The 20088-nt window shown below is 72.0% G+C and carries 18 protein-coding genes; 10 read left to right on the forward strand and 8 right to left on the reverse strand.

Annotation, left to right across the window (positions count from 1 at the left end; all coding sequences use genetic code 11):
* Positions 1-126 precede the first annotated feature (126 nt).
* From ACZ7OU_RS02245 to ACZ7OU_RS02255, 3 genes are all read left to right on the forward strand, one after another.
* Positions 127-987 (forward strand): hypothetical protein, encoded by an 861-nt coding sequence (locus tag ACZ7OU_RS02245; RefSeq protein ID WP_470239442.1) that lies wholly within the window; start codon positions 127-129, stop codon positions 985-987.
* A gap of 215 nt (positions 988-1202) precedes the next feature.
* Entirely contained in the window at positions 1203-2846 is a 1644-nt protein-coding gene (locus ACZ7OU_RS02250) for a serine/threonine-protein kinase (RefSeq protein ID WP_470253998.1), read from the forward strand.
* A gap of 16 nt (positions 2847-2862) precedes the next feature.
* On the forward strand, positions 2863-3963 hold the full coding sequence (locus tag ACZ7OU_RS02255; protein ID WP_470239444.1) for a serine/threonine-protein kinase: 1101 nt from the start codon (positions 2863-2865) through the stop codon (positions 3961-3963).
* On the opposite strand, the gene ACZ7OU_RS02260 is transcribed toward ACZ7OU_RS02255, so the two are convergent.
* Positions 3960-4862, reverse strand: coding sequence for a LysR family transcriptional regulator (locus tag ACZ7OU_RS02260; protein WP_470239445.1), 903 nt, complete (start codon positions 4860-4862; stop codon positions 3960-3962). The two genes, ACZ7OU_RS02255 and ACZ7OU_RS02260, sit on opposite strands and share 4 nt — an antisense overlap.
* 105 nt (positions 4863-4967) lie before the next feature.
* On the opposite strand from ACZ7OU_RS02260, the gene ACZ7OU_RS02265 reads away from it, so the two are divergent.
* Positions 4968-5936, forward strand: coding sequence for a DMT family transporter (locus tag ACZ7OU_RS02265; protein WP_470239446.1), 969 nt, complete (start codon positions 4968-4970; stop codon positions 5934-5936).
* A gap of 113 nt (positions 5937-6049) precedes the next feature.
* Here the strand turns inward: ACZ7OU_RS02265 and ACZ7OU_RS02270 are convergent, their stop codons facing one another.
* Both ACZ7OU_RS02270 and ACZ7OU_RS02275 read right to left on the reverse strand, forming a co-directional pair.
* On the reverse strand, positions 6050-6730 hold the full coding sequence (locus ACZ7OU_RS02270) for a response regulator (protein ID WP_465308823.1): 681 nt from the start codon (positions 6728-6730) through the stop codon (positions 6050-6052).
* A gap of 7 nt (positions 6731-6737) precedes the next feature.
* Positions 6738-8033 carry an ATP-binding protein gene (locus ACZ7OU_RS02275; RefSeq protein ID WP_470253999.1) on the reverse strand — a complete coding sequence of 432 codons (1296 nt, stop codon included), beginning with the start codon at positions 8031-8033 and terminating at the stop codon, positions 6738-6740.
* A 125-nt stretch (positions 8034-8158) separates the two neighbouring features.
* On the opposite strand from ACZ7OU_RS02275, the gene ACZ7OU_RS02280 reads away from it, so the two are divergent.
* A complete protein-coding gene (locus tag ACZ7OU_RS02280; protein WP_470239448.1) occupies positions 8159-9439 on the forward strand; it encodes a PspC domain-containing protein in 1281 nt (426 codons plus the stop codon).
* Complete coding sequence (locus ACZ7OU_RS02285) at positions 9432-9671, forward strand: hypothetical protein (RefSeq protein WP_470239449.1); 240 nt, start codon at positions 9432-9434, stop codon at positions 9669-9671. Before ACZ7OU_RS02280 ends, ACZ7OU_RS02285 begins: the two co-directional genes overlap by 8 nt.
* Before the next feature lie 69 nt (positions 9672-9740).
* Here the strand turns inward: ACZ7OU_RS02285 and guaA are convergent, their stop codons facing one another.
* Positions 9741-11297 (reverse strand): glutamine-hydrolyzing GMP synthase, encoded by a 1557-nt coding sequence (gene guaA / locus ACZ7OU_RS02290; protein ID WP_470239450.1) that lies wholly within the window; start codon positions 11295-11297, stop codon positions 9741-9743.
* A gap of 108 nt (positions 11298-11405) precedes the next feature.
* Here guaA and ACZ7OU_RS02295 point away from each other — a divergent pair, with 108 nt between their 5' ends.
* Together ACZ7OU_RS02295 and ACZ7OU_RS02300 are read left to right on the forward strand one after the other, a co-directional pair.
* Complete coding sequence (locus ACZ7OU_RS02295) at positions 11406-11957, forward strand: DinB family protein (protein ID WP_470239451.1); 552 nt, start codon at positions 11406-11408, stop codon at positions 11955-11957.
* 76 nt (positions 11958-12033) lie between these two features.
* Positions 12034-12504, forward strand: a complete 471-nt coding sequence (locus ACZ7OU_RS02300; protein ID WP_470239452.1) for a hypothetical protein — start codon at positions 12034-12036, stop codon at positions 12502-12504.
* Between the two features lie 27 nt (positions 12505-12531).
* Here the strand turns inward: ACZ7OU_RS02300 and ACZ7OU_RS02305 are convergent, their stop codons facing one another.
* Positions 12532-13140, reverse strand: coding sequence for a rhomboid family intramembrane serine protease (locus tag ACZ7OU_RS02305; RefSeq protein ID WP_470254000.1), 609 nt, complete (start codon positions 13138-13140; stop codon positions 12532-12534).
* 75 nt (positions 13141-13215) lie between these two features.
* On the opposite strand from ACZ7OU_RS02305, the gene ACZ7OU_RS02310 reads away from it, so the two are divergent.
* Positions 13216-14250, forward strand: coding sequence for a zinc-dependent alcohol dehydrogenase family protein (locus ACZ7OU_RS02310; RefSeq protein ID WP_470254001.1), 1035 nt, complete (start codon positions 13216-13218; stop codon positions 14248-14250).
* Between the two features lie 55 nt (positions 14251-14305).
* Complete coding sequence (locus tag ACZ7OU_RS02315; RefSeq protein WP_470239455.1) at positions 14306-15751, forward strand: aldehyde dehydrogenase family protein; 1446 nt, start codon at positions 14306-14308, stop codon at positions 15749-15751.
* Positions 15752-15802: 51 nt separating this feature from the next.
* Here the strand turns inward: ACZ7OU_RS02315 and ACZ7OU_RS02320 are convergent, their stop codons facing one another.
* From ACZ7OU_RS02320 to ACZ7OU_RS02330, 3 genes are all read right to left on the reverse strand, one after another.
* The gene (locus ACZ7OU_RS02320) at positions 15803-17278 is read right to left on the reverse strand and encodes an FAD-binding oxidoreductase (protein ID WP_470240752.1); all 1476 of its coding nucleotides are present in this window, start codon (positions 17276-17278) and stop codon (positions 15803-15805) included.
* A 171-nt stretch (positions 17279-17449) separates the two neighbouring features.
* Positions 17450-18160, reverse strand: a complete 711-nt coding sequence (locus ACZ7OU_RS02325; protein ID WP_470254002.1) for a maleylpyruvate isomerase N-terminal domain-containing protein — start codon at positions 18158-18160, stop codon at positions 17450-17452.
* 192 nt (positions 18161-18352) lie between these two features.
* Positions 18353-20062: an FAD-dependent oxidoreductase gene (locus ACZ7OU_RS02330; RefSeq protein ID WP_470254003.1), complete on the reverse strand. Its 1710-nt coding sequence runs from the start codon at positions 20060-20062 to the stop codon at positions 18353-18355.
* Positions 20063-20088 lie beyond the last annotated feature (26 nt).

The raw sequence follows: 20088 nt of genomic DNA on the forward strand, positions 1-20088 counted from the left end.
GCTCGTCCGCACAGGGTTACCTGACGACAGCGGATCCGGAACCGGCCACGAGTCGGCCATCCGGACCAACGGAAGCCCGGCCGAACGGCCGAGTGACCGTCCCCGGAACCCAGAGCGAGGACATTCGTGCTTGATCGGCAGCGCACACGGCGTGAGGTACCCAACGCCGTCCGCGTCGAGGACGTGATCCCGGCCGAGATTCTCGACGGCGTCGGTGACGCCGACCGCGACTATCTCGAGCAGGTCTTCCGCGACCCGCAGCGGTTCCTGCCGCCGCGTCCGGAACCCGTCCGCGAACCCGCGCCGGACGAGAACGCCGACGAGCCGGAGAGCCGGTTCGTCCGCCGCGCCAAGCTGGCCGGGCTCGTCGCCGCCGGAGCGCTCGTCGCCGGAGCGGTGGTCGCCGCGCCGATGCTGACCAGCGCGCACCGCGCGGTGACCGAAGGCGGCCAGTCCACGCCCACCGGCTTCACCGGCGCCGCGGAGCTCGGCGGCCTCGCCGTCCCGCAGCACCAGGCCGGGGGCGGCGCGCCCGAACAGCGCAGCTCCCCCACCTCGGGCACGCACTCCGGAGGCGGGCCGTCGGCCGACGAGTCGACCGGCAGCGGCCCGCGGACCCAGGCCGCGCCGGCCACCGCGGAAGCCGTCCCGGACGCGGCCGCCGACGCCCGCAGCGCGGGCCGGAAGATCCAGGCCGTCAAGGACTTCTACGCCGCCATCGCGCGGGACTCGGCGGGCGCGCTCGCGCTGCTGAGCCCGTCGCTGGCCGACGGCGCGGCCGGTGAGCTGGTCCGCACCTGGAGCTCGATGGACGCCATCGACGTCCAGGAGGCCGACACGCAGATCAAGCCGGACGGCTCGATCCTCGCGGTCGCGACGCTCCACCGGCCGGACGGCGCCCTGGTGCGCGTGACCCAGCTGTTCCGGGTCGCCGACACGGGCGGGTTGATCACCGAAGCCGAGCTCGTCTCGGCCCAATACATGTAGCCCTCGGCGATCGCCCCTTCACCCGTGGTTCAAGTGCCTGTACCGGATTCGTGTGCGCAGAGTGAGCGCCTAGCCTTGTCACGGGCCGATCTCGGGAGAGCCGGCCCACAGCCCACGACATGTGCATACGCTCCAGCGACGCGGCGTGCTCGTGACCGCGTCACCAGGAACCAATCCTCACGCCCTGGTGAAGTCGGAGCCCAAAGGGAGGTCGCGTGAGCGACGAGGGTCGCCTGGTCGCCGGTCGGTACCGCATCGCCGGCCGGATCGGCACGGGCGCGATGGGTGCCGTCTGGCAGGCGCATGACGAGGTACTGGGCCGGACGGTGGCCATCAAGCAGCTCCTGCTCCAGCCGCACCTGGACGAGCACGACGCGGAGGACGCCCGGCAGCGGACCATGCGCGAGGGCCGGATCGCCGCCCGCCTGCACCACCCGAACGCGATCTCCGTGTTCGACGTCGTCACCGACGACAACGGGCAGCCGTGCCTGATCATGGAGTACCTCAACTCCACCAGCCTGGCCGCCGTGCTGCAGGAACGCCGCACGCTGCCGCCGACCGAGGTGGCGCGCATCGGCGCCCAAGTCGCCGCGGCGCTTCGCGAGGCGCACGCGGTCGGCATCGTCCACCGCGACATCAAGCCGGGCAACATCCTGCTCGCCCCCAACGGCACGGTGAAGATCACCGACTTCGGCATCTCCCGCGCCAAGGACGACGTCACGGTCACCAAGACCGGGATGATCGCCGGCACCCCCGCCTACCTGGCCCCCGAGGTCGCCATCGGCGGCGAGCCCGGGCCGGAGTCCGACGTCTTCTCCCTCGGGTCCACGCTCTACGCGGCGTGCGAAGGCCAGCCGCCGTTCGGGCTGTCGGAGAACACGCTGAGCCTGCTGCACGCGGTCGCGGCCGGGCAGATCAACCCGCCGCGCCAGTCCGGCCCGCTGGCCAGCGTGCTGGCCGTGCTGCTGCACCCGGACATCGAGCACCGGCCGACCGCCGAAGAGTGCGAAGAGCTGCTCGCGGCCGTCGCCCGCGGTGAGCTGCCGCTCGGCGGGCCGTCGGACGAGACCATGATGGCGCCGTCCGCGGGCGTCCTGGGTGCGGGAGCGCTGGGCGCGGGCGCCATGGGCGCCGGGGACCCGAACGCGACCCAGATGTTCGACGAGATCCCCGCGGGGCACTCGGGCAGCCTGCTCGACAACCAGGCGCCGACGCAGGCCGTGCCGTACTACGACGAGGACGACTACCCGGAGGGCACCGGCTACCCGGAGGACGACTACGACGGGTACGGCCACTACCGCGACGACGACCAGCATTACGCGGCCGGAGGCGTGCCTCCCGGCCTCGCGGCCACTCGCGCGGTGCCGGTACCCCCGCACGACCAGGGACCGTACGCGGACGACCTGTACGACGACTACGAAGACGAGCCGGCCCCGCCGCCTCCGCCGCGGCGTCCGCAGGTCAGCCCGGCCGACGATGACGACGAGAAGCCCGGCGCCTGGAAGCGCCCGGCGATCATCGGCGGCATCGTGGTCGTGGGCCTGGTCGCGCTGGCCGTCTGGCTGCTGAGCCCGAACAACCCGGAGAACCCCGCCGCGCCGGTGTCGAGCAGCAAGCCGACGCCCGCTGCGACGTCGGAGTCGCTGCCGTCGACGACGGACGAGCCGACCGAGACGGCGGACGTGCCGCCGCCGGTATCGGAGACAACCTCGTCGAAGCGGACGACTTCGCGGCAGACCGAACCGGAAAAGACCACGACTCCGAAGACCACTCCGAAGACCACTCCGCCGGAAACGACGCCCGACAGCACGACGCCGACAACGCCGACAACGCCGACGTCGGGCGGAACCAACCCTTGATGCTCCGAGGTCAGTCTTGAGTTCTGAAGGCACCATCGTCGGCGGCCGGTTCCGGCTGGACCAGCCGATCGGCCGCGGCCGCGCGGGCATCGTGTGGCTGGCGTTCGACACGCGGCTCTTCCGCACCGTCGCGATGAAGCGGATGTACCTGCCCGTCGGCGCCGGCGACCGTGCCGAGCAGGCCCGCGCGGGCGCCATGCAGGAGGGCAAGGACGCGGCCCGGATCGAGCACCCCAGCGCGATCAAGGTGTTCGACGTGCTGCCCGACGGCCAGGACGTCTGGCTGGTGATGGAGTACATCCCGTCGCGCAGCATGGCGACGTTCCTCGCCGAGCACGGCCGGCTCAACCCCGACCAGGCGGCGCAGCTGGGCATCCAGCTCGGCAACGCGCTCTCGGCGATCCACAAGGCCGGGTTCGTGCACCGCACGCTCGAGCCGGGCACGGTCCTGCTGGCCGACGACGGCGGCGTGAAGCTCACCGACATCGGTATCAGCGGCGGCGGGCCCCACGCCGCGTACGTGGCCCCTGAGGTCGCGCGCGGGCTGCCGCCGACGCCGGCCGCGGACGTCTTCTCCCTGGGCGCGACGCTCTACACGTCCGTCGAGGGCGTGCCGCCGTTCGGGGACGACGGGCAGTCGTCCGAGCGGCCGGCGCAGAACGCGGGCGTGCTGACCGCGGCGCTGCGCAAGATGCTGCGCTCGGACCCGACGACGCGGCCGACGATGGCGGACACCGTCCACGCGCTGAGCGCGATCACCGAAGGCCGTGAGACGGCGTTCATCCCGCCGACCAACCCCGGGATCCCGCCGCCCCCGCCGCCGCCCTTCAACCCGGGGCTGGCGGCCGCGACGACGCAGATGCCCCCTTCGGGTCCGCAGTTCCAGCAGCAGCTCCCGGCCGGGCCGCCCGGCTACTCCTCGGCGGAGGAGACGCAGCGGATGCAGCCGGTGCCGCCGCCCACGCAGTACGCCCCGGGGCCCGCGGCGGGACCGCAAGCCCCGGCGCAGCCGCAGGCGTGGAACCTCCCGGTGTCGAAGAAGACGCTGGTCACCATCGCCGCGATCCTCGCGGCCGTGCTGGTCGGGATCCTCGTCTCGGAGCTGTTCTTCGTCTAGGCCACCTTGGCGGTCGCCGCGCGCATGGCTTCGAGCAACGTGCGGACGGCCGGGTGGCCCCACGCCCGTGACGCGACCGCGGCGTGGATCGCGCGGACCGGCTCCGGGTTGCGGATCTTGCGGACGACGACGCCGGGGTGCAGCGCGCCGAGCCCCAGCTCCGGGATCAGGCCGACGCCGATGCCTGCGGCCACGAACCCCTGCGCCGTCTGGTAGTCCTCGGACTCGACCACGACGTTCGGCGCGAACCCGGCGGACGCGCAGGCGCTGTCCAGGATGTCGCGGCAGACGCCCGGCAGGCCGTCGACGCCGACCCACGGCTCCTCGGCGAACTCCGTCAGGTCGAGCACGCGCTTGCGGGCCAGCGGGTGCGTCTTCGGCAGCACGGCGCGGTACGGGTCGTCGAGCAGGTGGACGAGCTCGACGCCCTTGCCGGGCTGCCGCTTGCGCGGGAAGACGGTGATCGCGACGTCGGCGTCACCGGCTTCGACTTCCGTCATCGGGTCGTCGGGCTCGACCAGCTTGAGGTCCAGGCGGACGCCGGGGTGCTCGCGGCGGACCGCGGCCGTGGCGGGCGCGACCAGGGACGCGCCGGCCGTCGAGAAGTAGCGGATGGCGACGCGGCCGATGCGGCCTTCCTTCAGCTCGGTCAGCGCCGCTTCGGCCTTCGCGAGCTCGGTGCTCAGCGTCTCGGCGTGCTCGGACAGCAGCGCGCCCGCCGGCGTCGGCCGGACGCCGCGTCCGACGCGTTCGAGCAGCGCGGTGCCAGCTTCGCGTTCCAGCGCCGACAGCTGCTGGCTGATCGCGGACGGCGTGTAGCCGAGGTTGCGGGCCGCGGCGGTGATCGACCCGCTGGTGATCACGGCGCGGAGAACCTGCATGCGGCGGACGTCGAGCATGCCCTGATCGTACAGCTGAGCTTAAAGGTTCCTGCAGTTATTTTCGCTTGTCCTTATGTCTTTCCCGGACGAAGCTGGCGCTTGATCGGAGAAGGAGGAACTGGGGTGGGCGAGTCGAAGACCCTGCTGAGGATCGCCGCGCTGGCGTTGATGTGGGGCTCGAGCTTCTTCTGGATCAAGCTGGGGCTGGGGATGTTCTCGCCGGTGCAGCTGGTGCTGGCGCGGCTCGTGCTCGGTGCGGCGATGCTGCTGGTGCTGTGCCGGCTGCAGCGGGCCCGCCTGCCGCGCGACCGGCGGATGTGGGGGCACCTGGCCGTCGCGGCGTTCTTCCACAACGCGTTGCCGTTCCTGCTGTTCGCGATCGGCGAGACGACCGTCGATTCGGGGATCACCGGGGTCCTGAACTCGACGACGCCGCTGTGGGTGCTGCTGGCGGCGCCGCTGATGGGGACGTCGTCGCGGATGGCGGGGGCACGCCTGGCCGGACTGCTGATCGGGCTCGGCGGAATCCTGCTGATCTTCGCGCCGTGGCAGGCGTCCGGGCTGCTGAGCTGGGGCGCGCTGGCCTGCCTCGCGGCGGCGGCGAGCTACGGCTTCGCGTTCGTCTACGAGGGCAAGTACCTGTCGTCTTCGTCGGCTTCGCCGTACGCGCTCTCGGCCGGGCAGATGCTGCTGGCCAGCGGAATGCTGGTCCTGGCACTGCCGGCGGGCGGGTTCACGCCGGTGCACTTCGGCGTGGGGCCGCTGCTGGCGATGCTGGTGCTCGGCATCGGGTCGACGGGCATCGCGTTCGCGCTGAACTACCAGCTGCTGGCTTCGGAGGGTGCAGTGGCCGCGTCGGTGGTCGGGTACCTGCTGCCGGTGGTCTCGGTGCTGCTGGGCGCGGTGTTCCTGGGCGAGCAGCTGAACCTGCGGGTGATCGCGGGCATGGTGGTCGTCCTCGGCGGGGTCGCGCTGACCCGCCTCCGCAAGCCGGAGCGAGTGGTCGCGGAAGTGCCCGGTGACCAAGCGGATGGGCTTGGTGACGACACCACCGGTCGCGCGCCGCGGCCGCTCGCTCCCCTGGCCGACTGACCGGACGTTCTCTTCGGTCGGAGGCGTGACGGGGCGGCCGCTGCGGGCACGAGTGGGCAGTTCGCGACGCACCGAGACGGCGGCCGCTGCGAATGGACCAGCGGGCCGAAGCGTCAGACGAGGCGGCGGTCGGAGGCCCAGCGGGAGAGCTCGTAGCGGTTCGACAGCTGGGTCTTCCGCAGGACGCTCGACACGTGCGTCTCGACGGTCTTCACCGAGATGAACAGCTCCGACGCGATCTCCTTGTACGCGTACCCGCGCGCCAGCAGGCGCAGGACGTCGCGCTCGCGGGGCGTCAGCAGGTCCAGCTCCGGGTCGTTGATCGGGGCCGAACCCGGGCGGTCCGCGAACGCGTCCAACACGAAGCCCGCCAGGCGCGGGGAGAACACCGCGTCACCGTCGGACACGCGGACCACCGCCCGGACCAGCTCCTTCGACGAGATCGTCTTCGTCACGTACCCGCGCGCCCCCGCGCGGATGACTGCGATGACGTCCTCCGCCGCGTCGGACACCGACAGCGCCAGGAACACCACGTCCGGCAGCTCGGGACGGACGCGGCGCAGCACCTCGGCGCCGCCGCCGTCGGGCATGTGGACGTCGAGCAGCACCACCTGCGGTTTGGTCCGCGCGATGCCCGCCACCGCTTCGGCAACCGAACCGGCCTCGCCGACCACCCGGACTTCGTCGGTGATCGAGTCGAGCTCGGTGCGGACGCCCGCGCGGAACAGCGCGTGGTCGTCGACGAGGAACACCTTCACCGGTTCGCGCTGGGTGTCAGTCACGACTTCGAGCATAGCCGCCTCACGCTGCCCCCTTGCCCGCTTTCACCGGCATGGCGAGCTGCACTTCGGTGCCTTCGCCCGGCGCGGTGCGCACCTTGCACGTGCCGCCGTGGCGGGTCATCCGGCCGCGGATCGAGTCGGCGAGGCCGTGGCGGTCGTCCGGGACCAGGCCGGGGTCGAAGCCCTTGCCGCGGTCGCGGACGAACACCGTCACCGACGTCGGCTCGACCTCGGCGAAGACGCTGACCTCCTCGACGCCCGCGTGCTTCGCGGCGTTGACGATCGCTTCGCGCGCGGCCTGGACCAGCGCCACCAGCGAGTCGTCCAGCTCGGCGTCGCCGACGACGACCTGGCCGACGGAGATCGCGAACGTGTCCTCGACCTCGCCGCACGCCGTCGCGAGGGCTTCGGACAGCTGGCCGGTCGCTTCTTCGGCGTTCTCGACGGGCTTGCCGTAGCCGTTCGGGCCGTAGAGCCAGCCGCGCAGCTCGCGTTCCTGGCTGCGGGCCAGCCGCGCGACCTCGCGCGGCTGCTCGCTCTGCTTCTGGATCAGCGCGAGCGTCTGCAGGACGGAGTCGTGCAGGTGCGCGGCGATCTCGGCGCGTTCGTCGGTGCGGATGCGGGCCTTGCGCTCGTCGGAGAGGTCGCGGACCAGGCGCAGCCAGAACGGGATGGTCAGGACGGCGACGCCGATGAGCGTCGCGATGACGGCGATCAGCGCGAACTGGACCTGGTCGAGGCTGCCGCTGCGGAGCGCGACGACGCCGATGCCGGTGATCACCAGCGCGACGCCGGCGACGATCCGGATGGCCGCCGACCAGCCGCCCCCGCCGAGGAAGGCGCCCGCGAAGCCGTCCTTCGCGCCGACGCGCCACCGGCGTCGCTGCGACTCGTCGGCCTCGCGCCAGACGACCGCGAGACCGATCATCGCGACGGCGAGCGGCACGGCGACCCAGCCGCTGATGAACCCGGTGAGCGTCCCGCTGGCGACGGCGAGGCCGACCCCGAGTGCGATCAGCCCGAACGCCTGCTGGCGCTCCTTCGAGGTCGGCGCCTTCGCGGTTTCCTCGGTCTGCTGCTGGACGAAGACCCAGAGGAGCCCGTAGGCGAGCAGGCCGGCCCCGTTCAGGGCGGCGAGCAGCGCGAAGGCCGTCCGCACCCAGAGGACGGGCACCCCGAGGTGATCGGCGAGCCCACCGGCGACCCCGGCGATCGCCCGCCCGGACCGCCGCCGGAACATCTTGGGCTTCTCCGGGACGGCCACCTGGTCGGGGGTTACGTGGTCGAGGGCATCCTGCACGTGGTCCATGGTCACACGCGGTGGCGTGGGCTTCCATCGGGGAAGTCCCTGATCCGGCACCGGCCACCCGGTCCTTCTCCGGGAAACCTCAGGGACCATCCCGGATGTCCGCCGAACGCGCGTGCCGCATGCTCTTCGGTATGAGTGGTGCGAGTGAGACACGGGCACCGAAGCCGAGTCCGTTGAACGGCTTCGAGGAGACCGTCAAGGACTTCTGGGTCAGCCGGCCGCGGCGGCCGCACGCCGGGCGGAAGGTGGCCGGCGTCGCCGCCGCCATCGGGTACCGGTACGGGATCGATCCCGTTGTCGTGCGGATCGCCCTGGTGGTCGCGACGATCTTCGGTGGCTTCGGCGTTCCCTTCTACCTGCTGGGGTGGCTGTTCCTGCCGGGCGAGAGCGACGAGGTCTCCGGCTTCGAAAGCCTCATCGGGCGCGGGCGGTCGTCGGTGTCGCCGGCTTTCGCCGTCGTGCTCGGCGTTCTCACCGTCGTCAGCGTCGGGGGCGCCTTCAGCGGCTCGTGGTTCGACGGCGGAGCACTCATCAGCTTCGCGCTCATCGCCATCGCGCTCTACCTGCTGCACCGCAGCCGCGGCCAGGAGAACCGGCCCGCTCCGGTCGTCCCGCGGACCTCAGCCTTCACCGGGAACGGAGCCTTCACCATGACCGAGACCGCGACCGCCGAGGCGAAGCCGGGCCAGGGCTGGGACCCGCTCGCCGCCGATCCGGCCGGCTGGGACCTGCCCGAGGCGCCGTCGTCGCCGCCACCTCCGCCCACACCGCCGACCTACCAGCGGCGGCCCGAGCGGCGGCGCAACTCCAAGATCGGCTCGGTGACCTTCGCGCTCGCCGTGCTGACCGCCGGTGGTGGCGTACTCGCCAACCTCAACGGCGCCACGTGGTTCTCCGCGCAGCACATCATCGGCCTGGTGCTCGGCGTGGTCGGGATCGGACTGGTCACCGGCGCGTTCGCCCGCGGCGGGCGGGGCCTGATCGGGCTCGCCGTGCCGCTCGCGATCGCCGGGATGGTCCTGACGACCGTGCCGTTCGAGAACTTCGACTTCCGCGGCGGTGCGGGCGACCTGCACGAGACTCCGCACTCGGTGACCGACCTGAAGCCGCTCTACCAGCACGCCGCGGGCGACATCGACCTCGACCTGACCGCGTTGCCCGCCGGCTCGCCGATCACCACCAACGTGATCAACGGCGCCGGCGACAGCACCGTCATCGTGCCGGACACCGCGGACGTCACCTACGACTGCCACACCGGCGCCGGCAACACGGAGTGCTTCAACCGCGAGACCGACGGCATCAGCCAGGACGCGCTGACCGGCGTCGACTACGGCACGGACGGCCCCGGCGGCCAGCAGATCACCCTGCACGTCAAGAACAGCGTGGGCAACGTGGAGGTGCGCCGTGGCTGACCAGAACCCCTACGCCTACGACAACCCGCAAGAGGCCCCGCCCGCGAAGCGCGGTGGCTTGGACGTCTTCACCCTGATCGTCGGCATCGCGACGCTGCTGGTCTCCGCCTACGTCCTCTCGGACGGCGCGAGCTGGCTGCCGCAGTTCGACTTCCGCTGGGTGATCGCCGGCGGCGCGGTGTTCGTGGGGCTGCTGCTCCTCGGCGCGTCGTTCGGCAAACGCCGCCGGTAACCGGAAACACCACTCACTCTCGAGGCCCTGGATCCCACGCCAGGGCCTCGAGTCCTGTCTACGGGAGACTCACTCCCACTCGATGGTGCCCGGCGGCTTGGACGTCACGTCCAGGACCACCCGGTTGACCTCCGCGACCTCGTTGGTGATGCGCGTGGAGATCCGCTCGAGGACGTCGTAGGGCAGGCGCGTCCAGTCCGCGGTCATCGCGTCTTCGGACGACACCGGCCGCAGCACCACCGGGTGCCCGTACGTCCGGCCGTCGCCCTGGACGCCGACGCTGCGGACGTCGGCGAGCAGCACCACCGGGCACTGCCAGATGCTGCGGTCCAGCCCGGCCGCCGTCAGCTCCTCGCGGGCGATCAGGTCGGCCGAGCGCAGGGTCTCGAGGCGCTCGGCGTCGACCGCGCCGATGATGCGGATGCCCAGGCCGGGGCCGGGGAACGGCTGGCGCTGCACGATGGTCTCGGGCAGGCCCAGCTCCGTGCCGACCTTGCGGACCTCGTCCTTGAACAGCAGCCGCAACGGCTCGACGAGCTCGAACTCCAGGTCGTCCGGCAGGCCGCCGACGTTGTGGTGGCTCTTGATGTTGGCCGTGCCCTCGCCGCCGCCGGACTCGACGACGTCCGGGTAGAGCGTGCCCTGGACCAGGAACTTGTAGTCGCCCTCGGCCTTGAGGTCGCGCTCGGCCTGCTCGAACACGCGGATGAACTCGCGGCCGATGATCTTGCGCTTCTGCTCCGGGTCGGTGACGCCGGCGAGCGCGTCGAGGAACCGCTCGCGCGCGTCCACGGTCACGAGGTTGACGCCGGTGGCGGCGACGAAGTCGCGCTCCACCTGGGTGCGCTCCCCCGCGCGCAGCAGGCCGTGGTCGACGAACACGCAGGTCAGCCGGTCGCCGATCGCGCGCTGCACCAACGCGGCCGCGACGGCGGAGTCGACGCCGCCGGACAGGCCGCAGATCGCGCGGCCGTCACCGATCTGGTCGCTGATCCGCTGGATCTGCTCCTCGACGATCGACGACGTCGTCCACTGCGGCTTGATGCCCGCGATGTCGTGCAGGAAGCGACGCAGCACCTCCTGGCCGTGCGGCGAGTGCGCCACCTCCGGGTGGTACTGGACGCCGGCGAAGCGCCGCTCGACGTCCTCGAAGCCGGCGACCTCGGCGCCGTCGGAGGAGGCCGTGACGACCGAACCCTCCGGGGCCTTGGTGACGCTGTCGTTGTGGCTCATCCACGCGGGCTGGTGCGCGGGCAGGCCGGCGTGCAGGACGCCGCCGTCGCCGGTCACGCGGACCTCGGTGCGGCCGAACTCGCGGACGCCGGTCGGCTCGACGACGCCGCCGAGCGCGCTGGCCAGCAGCTGGTGGCCGTAGCAGATGCCGAACATCGGGACGCCGGCTTCGGTGAGCTTCGGGTCCATGCCCGGCGCGCCTTCGGCGTACACGCTCGAGGGACCGCCGGAAAGGATGATGGCCGCGGGGTTCTTCGCGAGGATCTCCTCGACGGACGCGCTGTGCGGCACGACCTCCGAGTAGATCTGTGCCTCGCGGACGCGCCGGGCGATCAGCTGCGCGTACTGCGCCCCGAAGTCCACGACGAGAACCGGACCGGTGGGGTTGGGCACCTGAGGACCTCCTGGCAGCGGCGGGATTCCCCACCATCGTCCCAGGTGGGCTGGGTCACCCGGGATTCAGGGCCGTCCCTGTCCTCGATCGGGCCTACGGTGCCCGGTATGGCTGTGAACTGGACGAAGGAACTGACCGATCAGCTCGACTTCCACTGGAACGTGCTGGTGCGCCCGAAGCTCGAGGGACTCACCGACGAGGAGTACTTCTGGGAGCCGGTCGCGGGGTGCTGGACCGTGCGGCCGCGGAAGTCCGACGACGAAATCGGCAGCGGCCCCTTCACCATCGACTTCGCCTTCCCCGAGCCGACTCCCCCGCCGGTCACGACGATCGCGTGGCGGCTCGGCCACATCCTCGTCGGCGTGCTCGGCATGCGGTCGGCGTCGCACTTCGGCGGCCCGGCGATGTCCTACGACGACTACCGGTACCCGGGCACCGCCGCCGAGGCGATCGCACTGCTCGACGAGTACTACGCCCGGTGGGTCGAGGGGGTGAAGGGCCTCGACGACGACGCGCTCGCGCGGCCGTGCGGCCCGGCGGAAGGCCCGTACGCGGAGTACCCGATGGCCACCCTGGTGCTGCACATCCACCGCGAGATGATCCACCACTGCGCCGAGATCCTCCTGCTTCGCGATCTCTACCGGAGCAGGTTCGTGTAACACCGAGTCATCATCGGTCCGATTCATCGGTAACGAGAGCGGCTCCGACCGGGGCCGCCGCCGAGGGGGCCCGCGCATGCTCTACCGACTCCGCCCACCGGCCCGGCTGACCTGGTGCGACGTGCCCGGGTACGCGGTCTGCCGGGCCGACGACCAGCCGGCGCCCGACTGGGAACGGCTGTCGTGGCTGCCCGCCGAAACGCGGGCGTTCAGCAACGACCTCCTGCGCATCGCCGCCCGGTACGGCGTGCGCTCGGGCGGCGGGATCGTCCTCGACGCGCGGCACACCGAGGACCTGGGCCGGGCCGACCTGCTGCGGTGCGAGCGGATCGCCGCCGCGCAGGCCCGGGCGGAGCTGCGCAGCGGCGCGGGCGGGCAGCCGGTGGGGGTGCTCGGCTCGAACGCCCGGCTCGAAGACCGGGAGTGGGAGCTCACCGAGGAAGCGGCTCGCGCGGCCGAAGCGGACCTCGCCGAGCTTCTCGCGGTGCCGGTGCAGGTCGAGCTGGTCGCGCACTGGCAGCGGCTCGGCGGCCGCTACCCGGACTGACCGGCGTCGTGAGTGGGAAACCGTGTTCTAACCCTGTTCCTCACTCACGACCGGCCGCGGCAGGAGCAGGAAACCGAGGGCGATCCCGAGCAGGCACGGGAAGCCGTGGTTGTCGTGGACGACCGTGTCGACCACGGCCAGCACCGGCACCGCGAACGCCATGACACGGAACTGCACCGGCAACACCACTCCGTAGCGGCGTGAGGCCACCATGACCACCGCCGTCAGGCCGCCGATGAGGCCGACGACGCACATCGAGTTGCCCGCGCCGACCGGGTTCAGCCAGATGTAGCTCATGAACTGGCCGAACAGGCCGCAGCCGAAGTACAGGACCAGCCAGCGCGCGCGGCCGAACACGCGCTCGGCGAGCGTGCCGAACACCGCCAGCCAGAGCAGGTTCGAAACCAGGCCGAACGCCCAGCCGTCCTGGAAGAACATCCCCGTGACCAGGCGTTGCCACTGGCCGTCATCGATCCGCGCCGCGTCGCGGACGACGGCGTCGTACAGCGGCCGGTGCGCCAGCTGCGCGATCCCGCACGCCAGCGTCACCACGAAGACCGCGGCGGTGAGGTACGGGCGGCGGGCTCCCAGCGTGAGTCGCCCGAACGGGCTGCGGGATGCGGCGCGGGTGGTCATGGACGAAAATCTAGGCTCGACAGCGCCGCCGCACCCCCGACGTTTGTCACGAACCTCCACGGGAAAGGCACTGGCATGCGAGCGACAGTCATCTACGGCGCCGGCGACGTCCGGGTCGAGACCGTTCCGGACCCGAAACTGGCCGAGCCGACCGACGTCGTCCTGCGGGTCGTGCGGTCCTGCATCTGCGGCAGCGACCTCTGGCCGTACGCCGACATGCCGCCGCGCGAGCACGGCCGCCGGATCGGGCACGAGTTCCTCGGGATCGTCGAGGAGACCGGCTCCGACGTCACCACCCTCAAGAAGGGCGACCTCGCCGTCGCGCCGTTCGTCTGGTCAGACAACACCTGCGAGTTTTGCCGCGAGGGGCTCCAGACGTCCTGCCTGCACGGCGGCGGCTGGGGCGCCAAGGGCGTCGACGGCGGCCAGGGCGAGGCCGTGCGCGTGCCGCTGGCCGACGGGACGCTGGTCAAGCTCCCGCACACCGAGGACGACGACCTGCTCGCGTCCCTGCTGACGCTGTCCGACGTCTTCTCGACCGGTCACCACGCCGCGGTGAAGGCGCGGGTGAGCGAAGGCCAGAACGTCACCGTCATCGGCGACGGCGCCGTCGGGCTCTCCGCCGTCCTCGCGGCGAAGCGCCTCGGCGCCGACCGGGTCGTCCTCATGGGCCGCCACCAGGCCCGCACCGACCTGGGCCGCGAGTTCGGCGCGACCGACGTCGTCGCCGAGCGCGGTGACGAAGGCGTCGAGAAGGTGCGCGAGCTGACGAACGGCCACGGCACGCACGCCGTCCTCGAATGCGTCGGCACGAAGGGCGCTTTCGAGATGGCCATCGGGGTCGTGCGCGCGGGCGGCGCGGTCAGCCGGGTCGGCCTGCCGCAGTACGAGGAGGGCCCGATCGGCGTGGGCGTGTTCCGCCGCAACGTCACGATCACCGGCGGCGTCGCCCCGGCGCGGCACTACATCCCCGAGCTGCTGCCGGACGTCCTCGAAGGCAAGTACCGGCCCGGTCGCGTCTTCGACCGGACCATCGACATCGAGGGCGTGCCGGACGGCTACCGCGCCATGGCGGACCGCGAGGCGCTCAAGGTGCTCATCAAGCCGTGACCCGTCCGGGTGGGTTCCACTTTCGGGGGTTCCCACCCGGATTACGTTGGTACGCATGGACATGATCACCCCCGAGCCGCGCCCCGCCTGGATCGCCGGCCACCCGGAGCCGGGCGCCACCACCTTCGTCGTGCACCACCCTTACGACGGCAGCGAGGTCGCCACGGTCGCCGTGCCCGGGCCGGAGCAGGTCGAGCGCGCGGTCGCCGCCGCGGTGTCGGTCGCGAAGGAGCTTCGCGCCACCCCCGCGCACGTCCGCGCCGGTGCGCTCGAGCACGTGTCCCGGGTGCTCGCCGCCCGCGCCGAAGAGATCGCCGAGGTCATCACCGCCGAGAACGGCAAGCCGCTCAAGTGGGCCGAAGCCGAAGTGACCCGCGCGGTGTCGGTGTTCCGCATCGCCGCCGAGGAGGCCCGCCGGTTCAGCGGCGACGTCCAGCGCCTCGACACCGACCCCGCGGGCGAGGCACGGCTGGCGCTGACCCGCCGCGTGCCGCGCGGGCCGGTGCTCGGCATCGCGCCGTTCAACTTCCCGCTCAACCTGGTGGCGCACAAGGTGGCGCCGTCGCTGGCGATCGGCGCGCCGATCATCGTCAAGCCGGCCCCGCGGACGCCACTGTCGGCGTTGATCCTCGGTGAGATCCTGGCCGAGACGGACCTGCCCGACGGCTCGTTTTCCGTGCTGCCGCTGGGAAACGAAGAGACGAAGGCGCTCGTCGCCGACCCGCGGCTGCCCGTCGTGTCCTTCACCGGCTCGGGTCCGGTCGGCTGGTCGCTCAAGGACGCTGCGCCGCGCAAGCACGTCGTGCTGGAGCTCGGCGGCAACGCGGCGGCCGTCGTGCTGCGCGACTGGCCCGACCCCGAAGGCGCCGCGCACCGCATCGCCACCTTCGGCAACTACCAAGCCGGGCAGTCGTGCATCGCCGTGCAGCGGGTGATCGTCGACGCCGCCGTCGCGGACGAGTTCGTGCCCGCGCTGCTGGAGGCCGTCGAATCGCAGCGGACGGGCGACCCGTACGACCGCAACACCGACGTCGGCCCGGTCGTCGACGAGGCCGCCGCCGAACGGATCGTCGCGTGGGTCGACGAGGCGGTGGCCGCGGGCGCGAAGCTGCTCACCGGCGGCACCCGCGACGGCGCGACCGTGGCGCCGACGCTGCTCACCGACGTCCCGCCGGACACCAAGGCCTGGGCCGAGGAGATCTTCGGCCCGGTGCTCGCGGTGTCCGTTGTGGACGGTGTGGACGAGGCCTTCCGCTCGGTCAACGAATCCGCGTACGGCCTGCAGGCCGGCGTCTTCACCACCGACGTCCAGCTGGCCTTCCACGCGTCGGCGGAACTGGAGGTCGGCGGCGTGATCATCGGCGACGTCCCGTCGTACCGCGCCGACCAGATGCCCTACGGCGGCGTCAAGGGCTCCGGTGTCGGCCGCGAGGGCGTGCTCGCGGCCATGAACGACCTGACGGAGGAGCGCGTCACGGTCTTCACCGGCATCGACCTCTAGTCCATCCATGCCCCCGCCGCCACCCTCAACGGAGGAGCTTCGCTCCACTGATCAACTCACGACGCTCTGCCCGAACCGGAAGACGTTGAACGGGTCGTACTTCTTCGCGACGTCCCCGAGCCGTTTCGCGTTGTCGCCGTAGTAGGCGGCCTTCCAGTCGGGCAGGGCGGGGTCGATGTAGTTGACGTACCCGCCGCCCGCGCCGGCCGCCGCGAGACCCGCGACGACCTCGCCGACCGACTGCCCCACCTTCGACTGGGTCTTCGCCGTCGCGGGCGCGTAGACCTGCACGCTGGCCAGCGCGTCGCGGTGCCAGAACGCCGTCGCGTCCTTCGCCGGCTCGCCGACCTTCCCGCCGAGACCGTCGATGAGCAGGTCCATGCCCGCCCGGCCGTCGGCGAGGGCGACGACCTTCGCCGGGTCGACCGGGTTCGTGATGATCCGCGACGACGCGACGAACGACTGCCGGGCCGAGCTGCCCGAGAAGTAGTTCATGGCGCCGAGGTAGTCGAGGCTCTTCACCGTGCGCTGCGTCGGCCGCGCGCCGGCGTTCGCGTTCAGGTTGTTCAGCAGCGTGTTCAGCCCGGAGGGGGCGCCGACGTAGCAGCCGCCGACGCGGCACTGGACCGGCGAGCCCCCGGAGATCACGATGTTCGCCCACAGCTCCGGCGGCGCCGCGGCGATCCAGTTCTGCCACGCGCCGAGCACGCCGGCCGCGGAACCGGAGGGGAAGTGCAGCGAGAACACCGTCAGGTTCGGCGCGGGATCGGTGTCGAAGGTGAACTCGGTGACGATGCCGAAGTTGCCGCCGCCCCCGCCGCGCAGCGCCCAGAACAGGTCCGGCTCGGAGCCCGCGGACGCCGTCACCAGCTTGCCGTCGGCCGTGACGACCTGCGCGGAGCTCAGGTGGTCGCACGTCAGGCCGTACTTGCGGGCGAGCACGCCGATGCCGCCGCCGAGGGTCAGCCCGGCGATCCCGACCGTCGGGCAGGAGCCGGCGGGCAACGCGCGCCCGGCCCGCGCCAGCCCGGCGTAGACGTCCTTCAGCTTCGCGCCGGCGCCGATGACCGCCTGCGTGCCCTGGATGTCCACTTTGTTCAGACCGGACACGTCGATGACGAGCCCGCTCTCGGGGACCGAGTAGCCGGCGTAGCAGTGGCCGCCGCTGCGCGCGGCGAGCGTCACGCGCCCGGCGGCGGACTGGACGCAGGCCTGCACGTCCTTGGCGCTCTTCGCGTTCGCCACGGCGATCGGGTTGTTGCCGTCGAACAGCGGGTTGAAGGCGCGCTTGGCGGTGTCGTAGCCGTCGCCGCCCGGGCGCAGCAGGCCGCCGGCCAGCTTGGAGCGCAGGTCGTCCCAGTTCGGCGGGCCGGTGGGCATCCTGGTGACGGGCGGCGCGGACGTCGTGTCCGGCAGCGATGCGCCCGTCGAAGCGGCGGGGGACGAAGGGCCGCCCGGTCCGCACGCGGCGGCGACGGCACCGGCCGCCGACACGCCCGCGACCCGGAGGAACGCCCTTCTGTCCATGTGGTCGAAGACGTGCGGCCGTCCGCCGGGTTGCCCGGTCACCGGACTGGCCTGCTCACGCTGTCCACATCGGACTCCTCGCTGCCGGGGACGCCCAGTTTAGGGCCGGACCCGGGTATCCGCGCCTCTGATCTGTACACGGAGGACGGTCACGGTCAGTTCACACCGCCTTCACGACCAGGCGGGGATCCGCGGCACGTCGCCGTCGAGGCTCTCGCCGCCGGAACGCCCGCTCAGCCAGGCCAGGAGCTGCCCGCTGGTGCCGGTGACGGTCGCCCCGGGGACGGCGCCACCCATCGTCCATTCGGAGTCACCCGCGACCAGGCGGAGCGCGGGGAGGTGCGCGGCGCGAGAGGCGATCGCGTGCTGGACGACGTCGTCGGCGAGCGGGCCGAGGAGGCCCAGGACGCGGTCGAGGTCGTAGCCCCGGTCGAGGTCGGCGAGGTGGATGGCCAGCTCGGACACCCGCATCCGCGCGACGACGGCCCCGCTGACGGGCGCGCCCTGCCGGTTGCGGGCTTCCCGCGCCCAGGCGTCGTCCGGCATCCCGGCGGCGTACTCCTCGAAGCGGGCGGCGGACGCGACGAAGTCGGCGAGGATGTCGGCGGCCCCGCGCCGGGCCCCGGCCTCGATGTCGGTCTCGCGCGCTTCGGGGCTCGCGTACATCGGCGTCTCGTCACCGGTGTTCGCCCAGGTCAGGAGGTTCTTGAGACCATCGGCGTTGCGGGCGACGTGCGCCAGGACGTGGGCGCGCGACCACCCGGGCAACGCACTGGGCGCGCGCAGCTCGGGCTCACCGAGGCCACCGATGGCCCGCGCCCATTCGTCATCGAGCTTCCGTACCCCGTCGAGCAGCGCGTGCGCCTTCTCGGATGCCGTCACGGCCCCGAGTCTAGGACCGTCGCAGTGCCGCCGGGGCGTCCGATCCCGCGTACCCAGCCGGACGACACGCGTACCTCAAGGGACGACACGCGTACCCAGCCGGACGACACGCCGCGGCCGCGGCGCGGGGGCCGTGTCGTCCATCCAGGTACGCGTGTCGGCCTTCCAGGTACGCGTGTCGGCCGTCGCGGGCTAGGACCGTCGCAGCGCCGCCGGGGCGTCGGCGGGGACGGCCGGGTTCTTCGGCGTCACCGGCTCCAGACGGACGTAGGACGCGTCCTGGGCCGGGCGCTGGTCCGCCTCGCCCTTGTTCGGCCAGAACGAGAACGCGCGCTCGGCCTGGGCCGTGATCGTCAGGGACGGGTTCACGCCCAGGTTGGCCGTGATCGCCGCGCCGTCGACCACCGACAGGCCCGGGTAGCCGAACACGCGGTGGTACGGGTCGATCACGCCCTCGTCGGCCGTGGCGCCGATCGGGACTCCGCCGATGAAGTGGGCCGTCAGCGGGATGTCGAAGATCTCGCCCCACGTGCCGCCCGCGATGCCGCCGATGCGGTCCGCCGTGCGCTCGTTCGCCTCGTGGCCCGCCGGGATGAAGCTCGGGTTCGGTTCGCCGTGGCCCTGCTTCGACGTGTACTTGCGGCGGCCGAACAGCCCGCGGCGCGTGTACGTCGTGATCGAGTTGTCGAGGCTCTGCATCACCAGCAGGATCACCGTGCGCTCGCTCCAGCGGTAGCCGTTGAGCAGCTTCGCCGCCTGCACCGGGTGCTTGAGCATGAACGTCACGGCCTGCCGCCAGCGCGGGACCGGCGACGCCCCGTCGGTCGCGATCGTCTGCAGCAGGCTCATCGCGTTGCTGCCCTTGCCGTAGCGGACCGGCTCGATGTGGGTGTTCTCGTCCGGGTGGATCGACGACGTGATCGCGACCCCGCGGCTGAAGTTCCGGCTCTCGTCGACCTCGGTGCGCGCCGCGCCGATGATCGCCTCGGAGTTCGTCCGGGTCAGCTCGCCCAGCCGCCGCGACAGCCCGGGCAGCGTGCCCGTGTCCTTCATCGCGTGCAGCAGGTTCTGCGTGCCCCAGGTGCCGGCGGCGAAGACGACCTTCTCGGCCGTGATCGTCGTCCGGAAGCGCCGGGACGTCGTCCCCGTCTTCTTCAGGTCGACCTCGTAACCACCGTCGACCGGCCGCACGGACGTCACCGTGGTCAGCGGGATGACCTTCGCGCCGTCCTGCTCGGCGAGGTAGAGGTAGTTCTTGACCAGCGTGTTCTTCGCGCCGACGCGGCAGCCGGTCATGCAGGCGCCGCACTCGGTGCAGCCGACGCGCTCCGGCCCGGCACCCCCGAAGTACGGGTCTGCGGCCTTCGCCCCGGGCTTGCCGAAGTACACGCCGACCGGCGTCGGGTGGAACGAATCGGCGACGCCCATGTCCTTCGCGACGTCGCGCATCACGACGTCCGACGGCGTGATCGTCGGGTTCGTGACCACGCCGAGCATCCGGCTCGCCTGGTCGTAGTGCGGTGCGAGCTCGGACTCCCAGTCCGTGATGTGCGACCACTGCTTGTCCGCGTAGAACGGCTTCAGCGGCCGGTACAGCGTGTTCGCGTAGACGAGCGACCCACCGCCGACGCCGGCGCCCGCGAGCACCATGACGTCGTTGAGCATGTGGATGCGCTGGATCCCGTAGCAGCCGACCTGCGGCGCCCACAGGTAGCGCCTGAGGTCCCACGACGTCTTCGCGAACTCGTCGTCGGCGAACCTCCGGCCCGCCTCGACGACGGCTACCCGGTAGCCCTTCTCCGTGAGCCGCAGCGCCGCGACGCTACCGCCGAAACCCGACCCCACCACGACGACGTCGTAGTCGAGGGCACCCGCACTGGTGGTGGTGTTACTGGCAGTCACACCTTGAGCGTAACCCGGGGTTCCCG

This window comes from Amycolatopsis sp. NPDC114505 (genome assembly GCF_055633615.1).

Bases quoted from the DNA above. Each gene is read 5' to 3' on its own strand.
- ACZ7OU_RS02305 (WP_470254000.1), bottom strand. From the start codon at position 13,140: ATGACCACCCGCGCCGCATCCCGCAGCCCGTTCGGGCGACTCACGCTG.
- ACZ7OU_RS02315 (WP_470239455.1), top strand. From the start codon at position 14,306: ATGGACATGATCACCCCCGAGCCGCGCCCCGCCTGGATCGCCGGCCAC.
- ACZ7OU_RS02280 (WP_470239448.1), top strand. From the start codon at position 8,159: ATGAGTGGTGCGAGTGAGACACGGGCACCGAAGCCGAGTCCGTTGAAC.
- ACZ7OU_RS02300 (WP_470239452.1), top strand. From the start codon at position 12,034: ATGCTCTACCGACTCCGCCCACCGGCCCGGCTGACCTGGTGCGACGTG.
- ACZ7OU_RS02260 (WP_470239445.1), bottom strand. From the start codon at position 4,862: ATGCTCGACGTCCGCCGCATGCAGGTTCTCCGCGCCGTGATCACCAGC.
- ACZ7OU_RS02310 (WP_470254001.1), top strand. From the start codon at position 13,216: ATGCGAGCGACAGTCATCTACGGCGCCGGCGACGTCCGGGTCGAGACC.
- ACZ7OU_RS02270 (WP_465308823.1), bottom strand. From the start codon at position 6,730: ATGCTCGAAGTCGTGACTGACACCCAGCGCGAACCGGTGAAGGTGTTC.
- ACZ7OU_RS02320 (WP_470240752.1), bottom strand. From the start codon at position 17,278: ATGGACAGAAGGGCGTTCCTCCGGGTCGCGGGCGTGTCGGCGGCCGGT.
- ACZ7OU_RS02295 (WP_470239451.1), top strand. From the start codon at position 11,406: ATGGCTGTGAACTGGACGAAGGAACTGACCGATCAGCTCGACTTCCAC.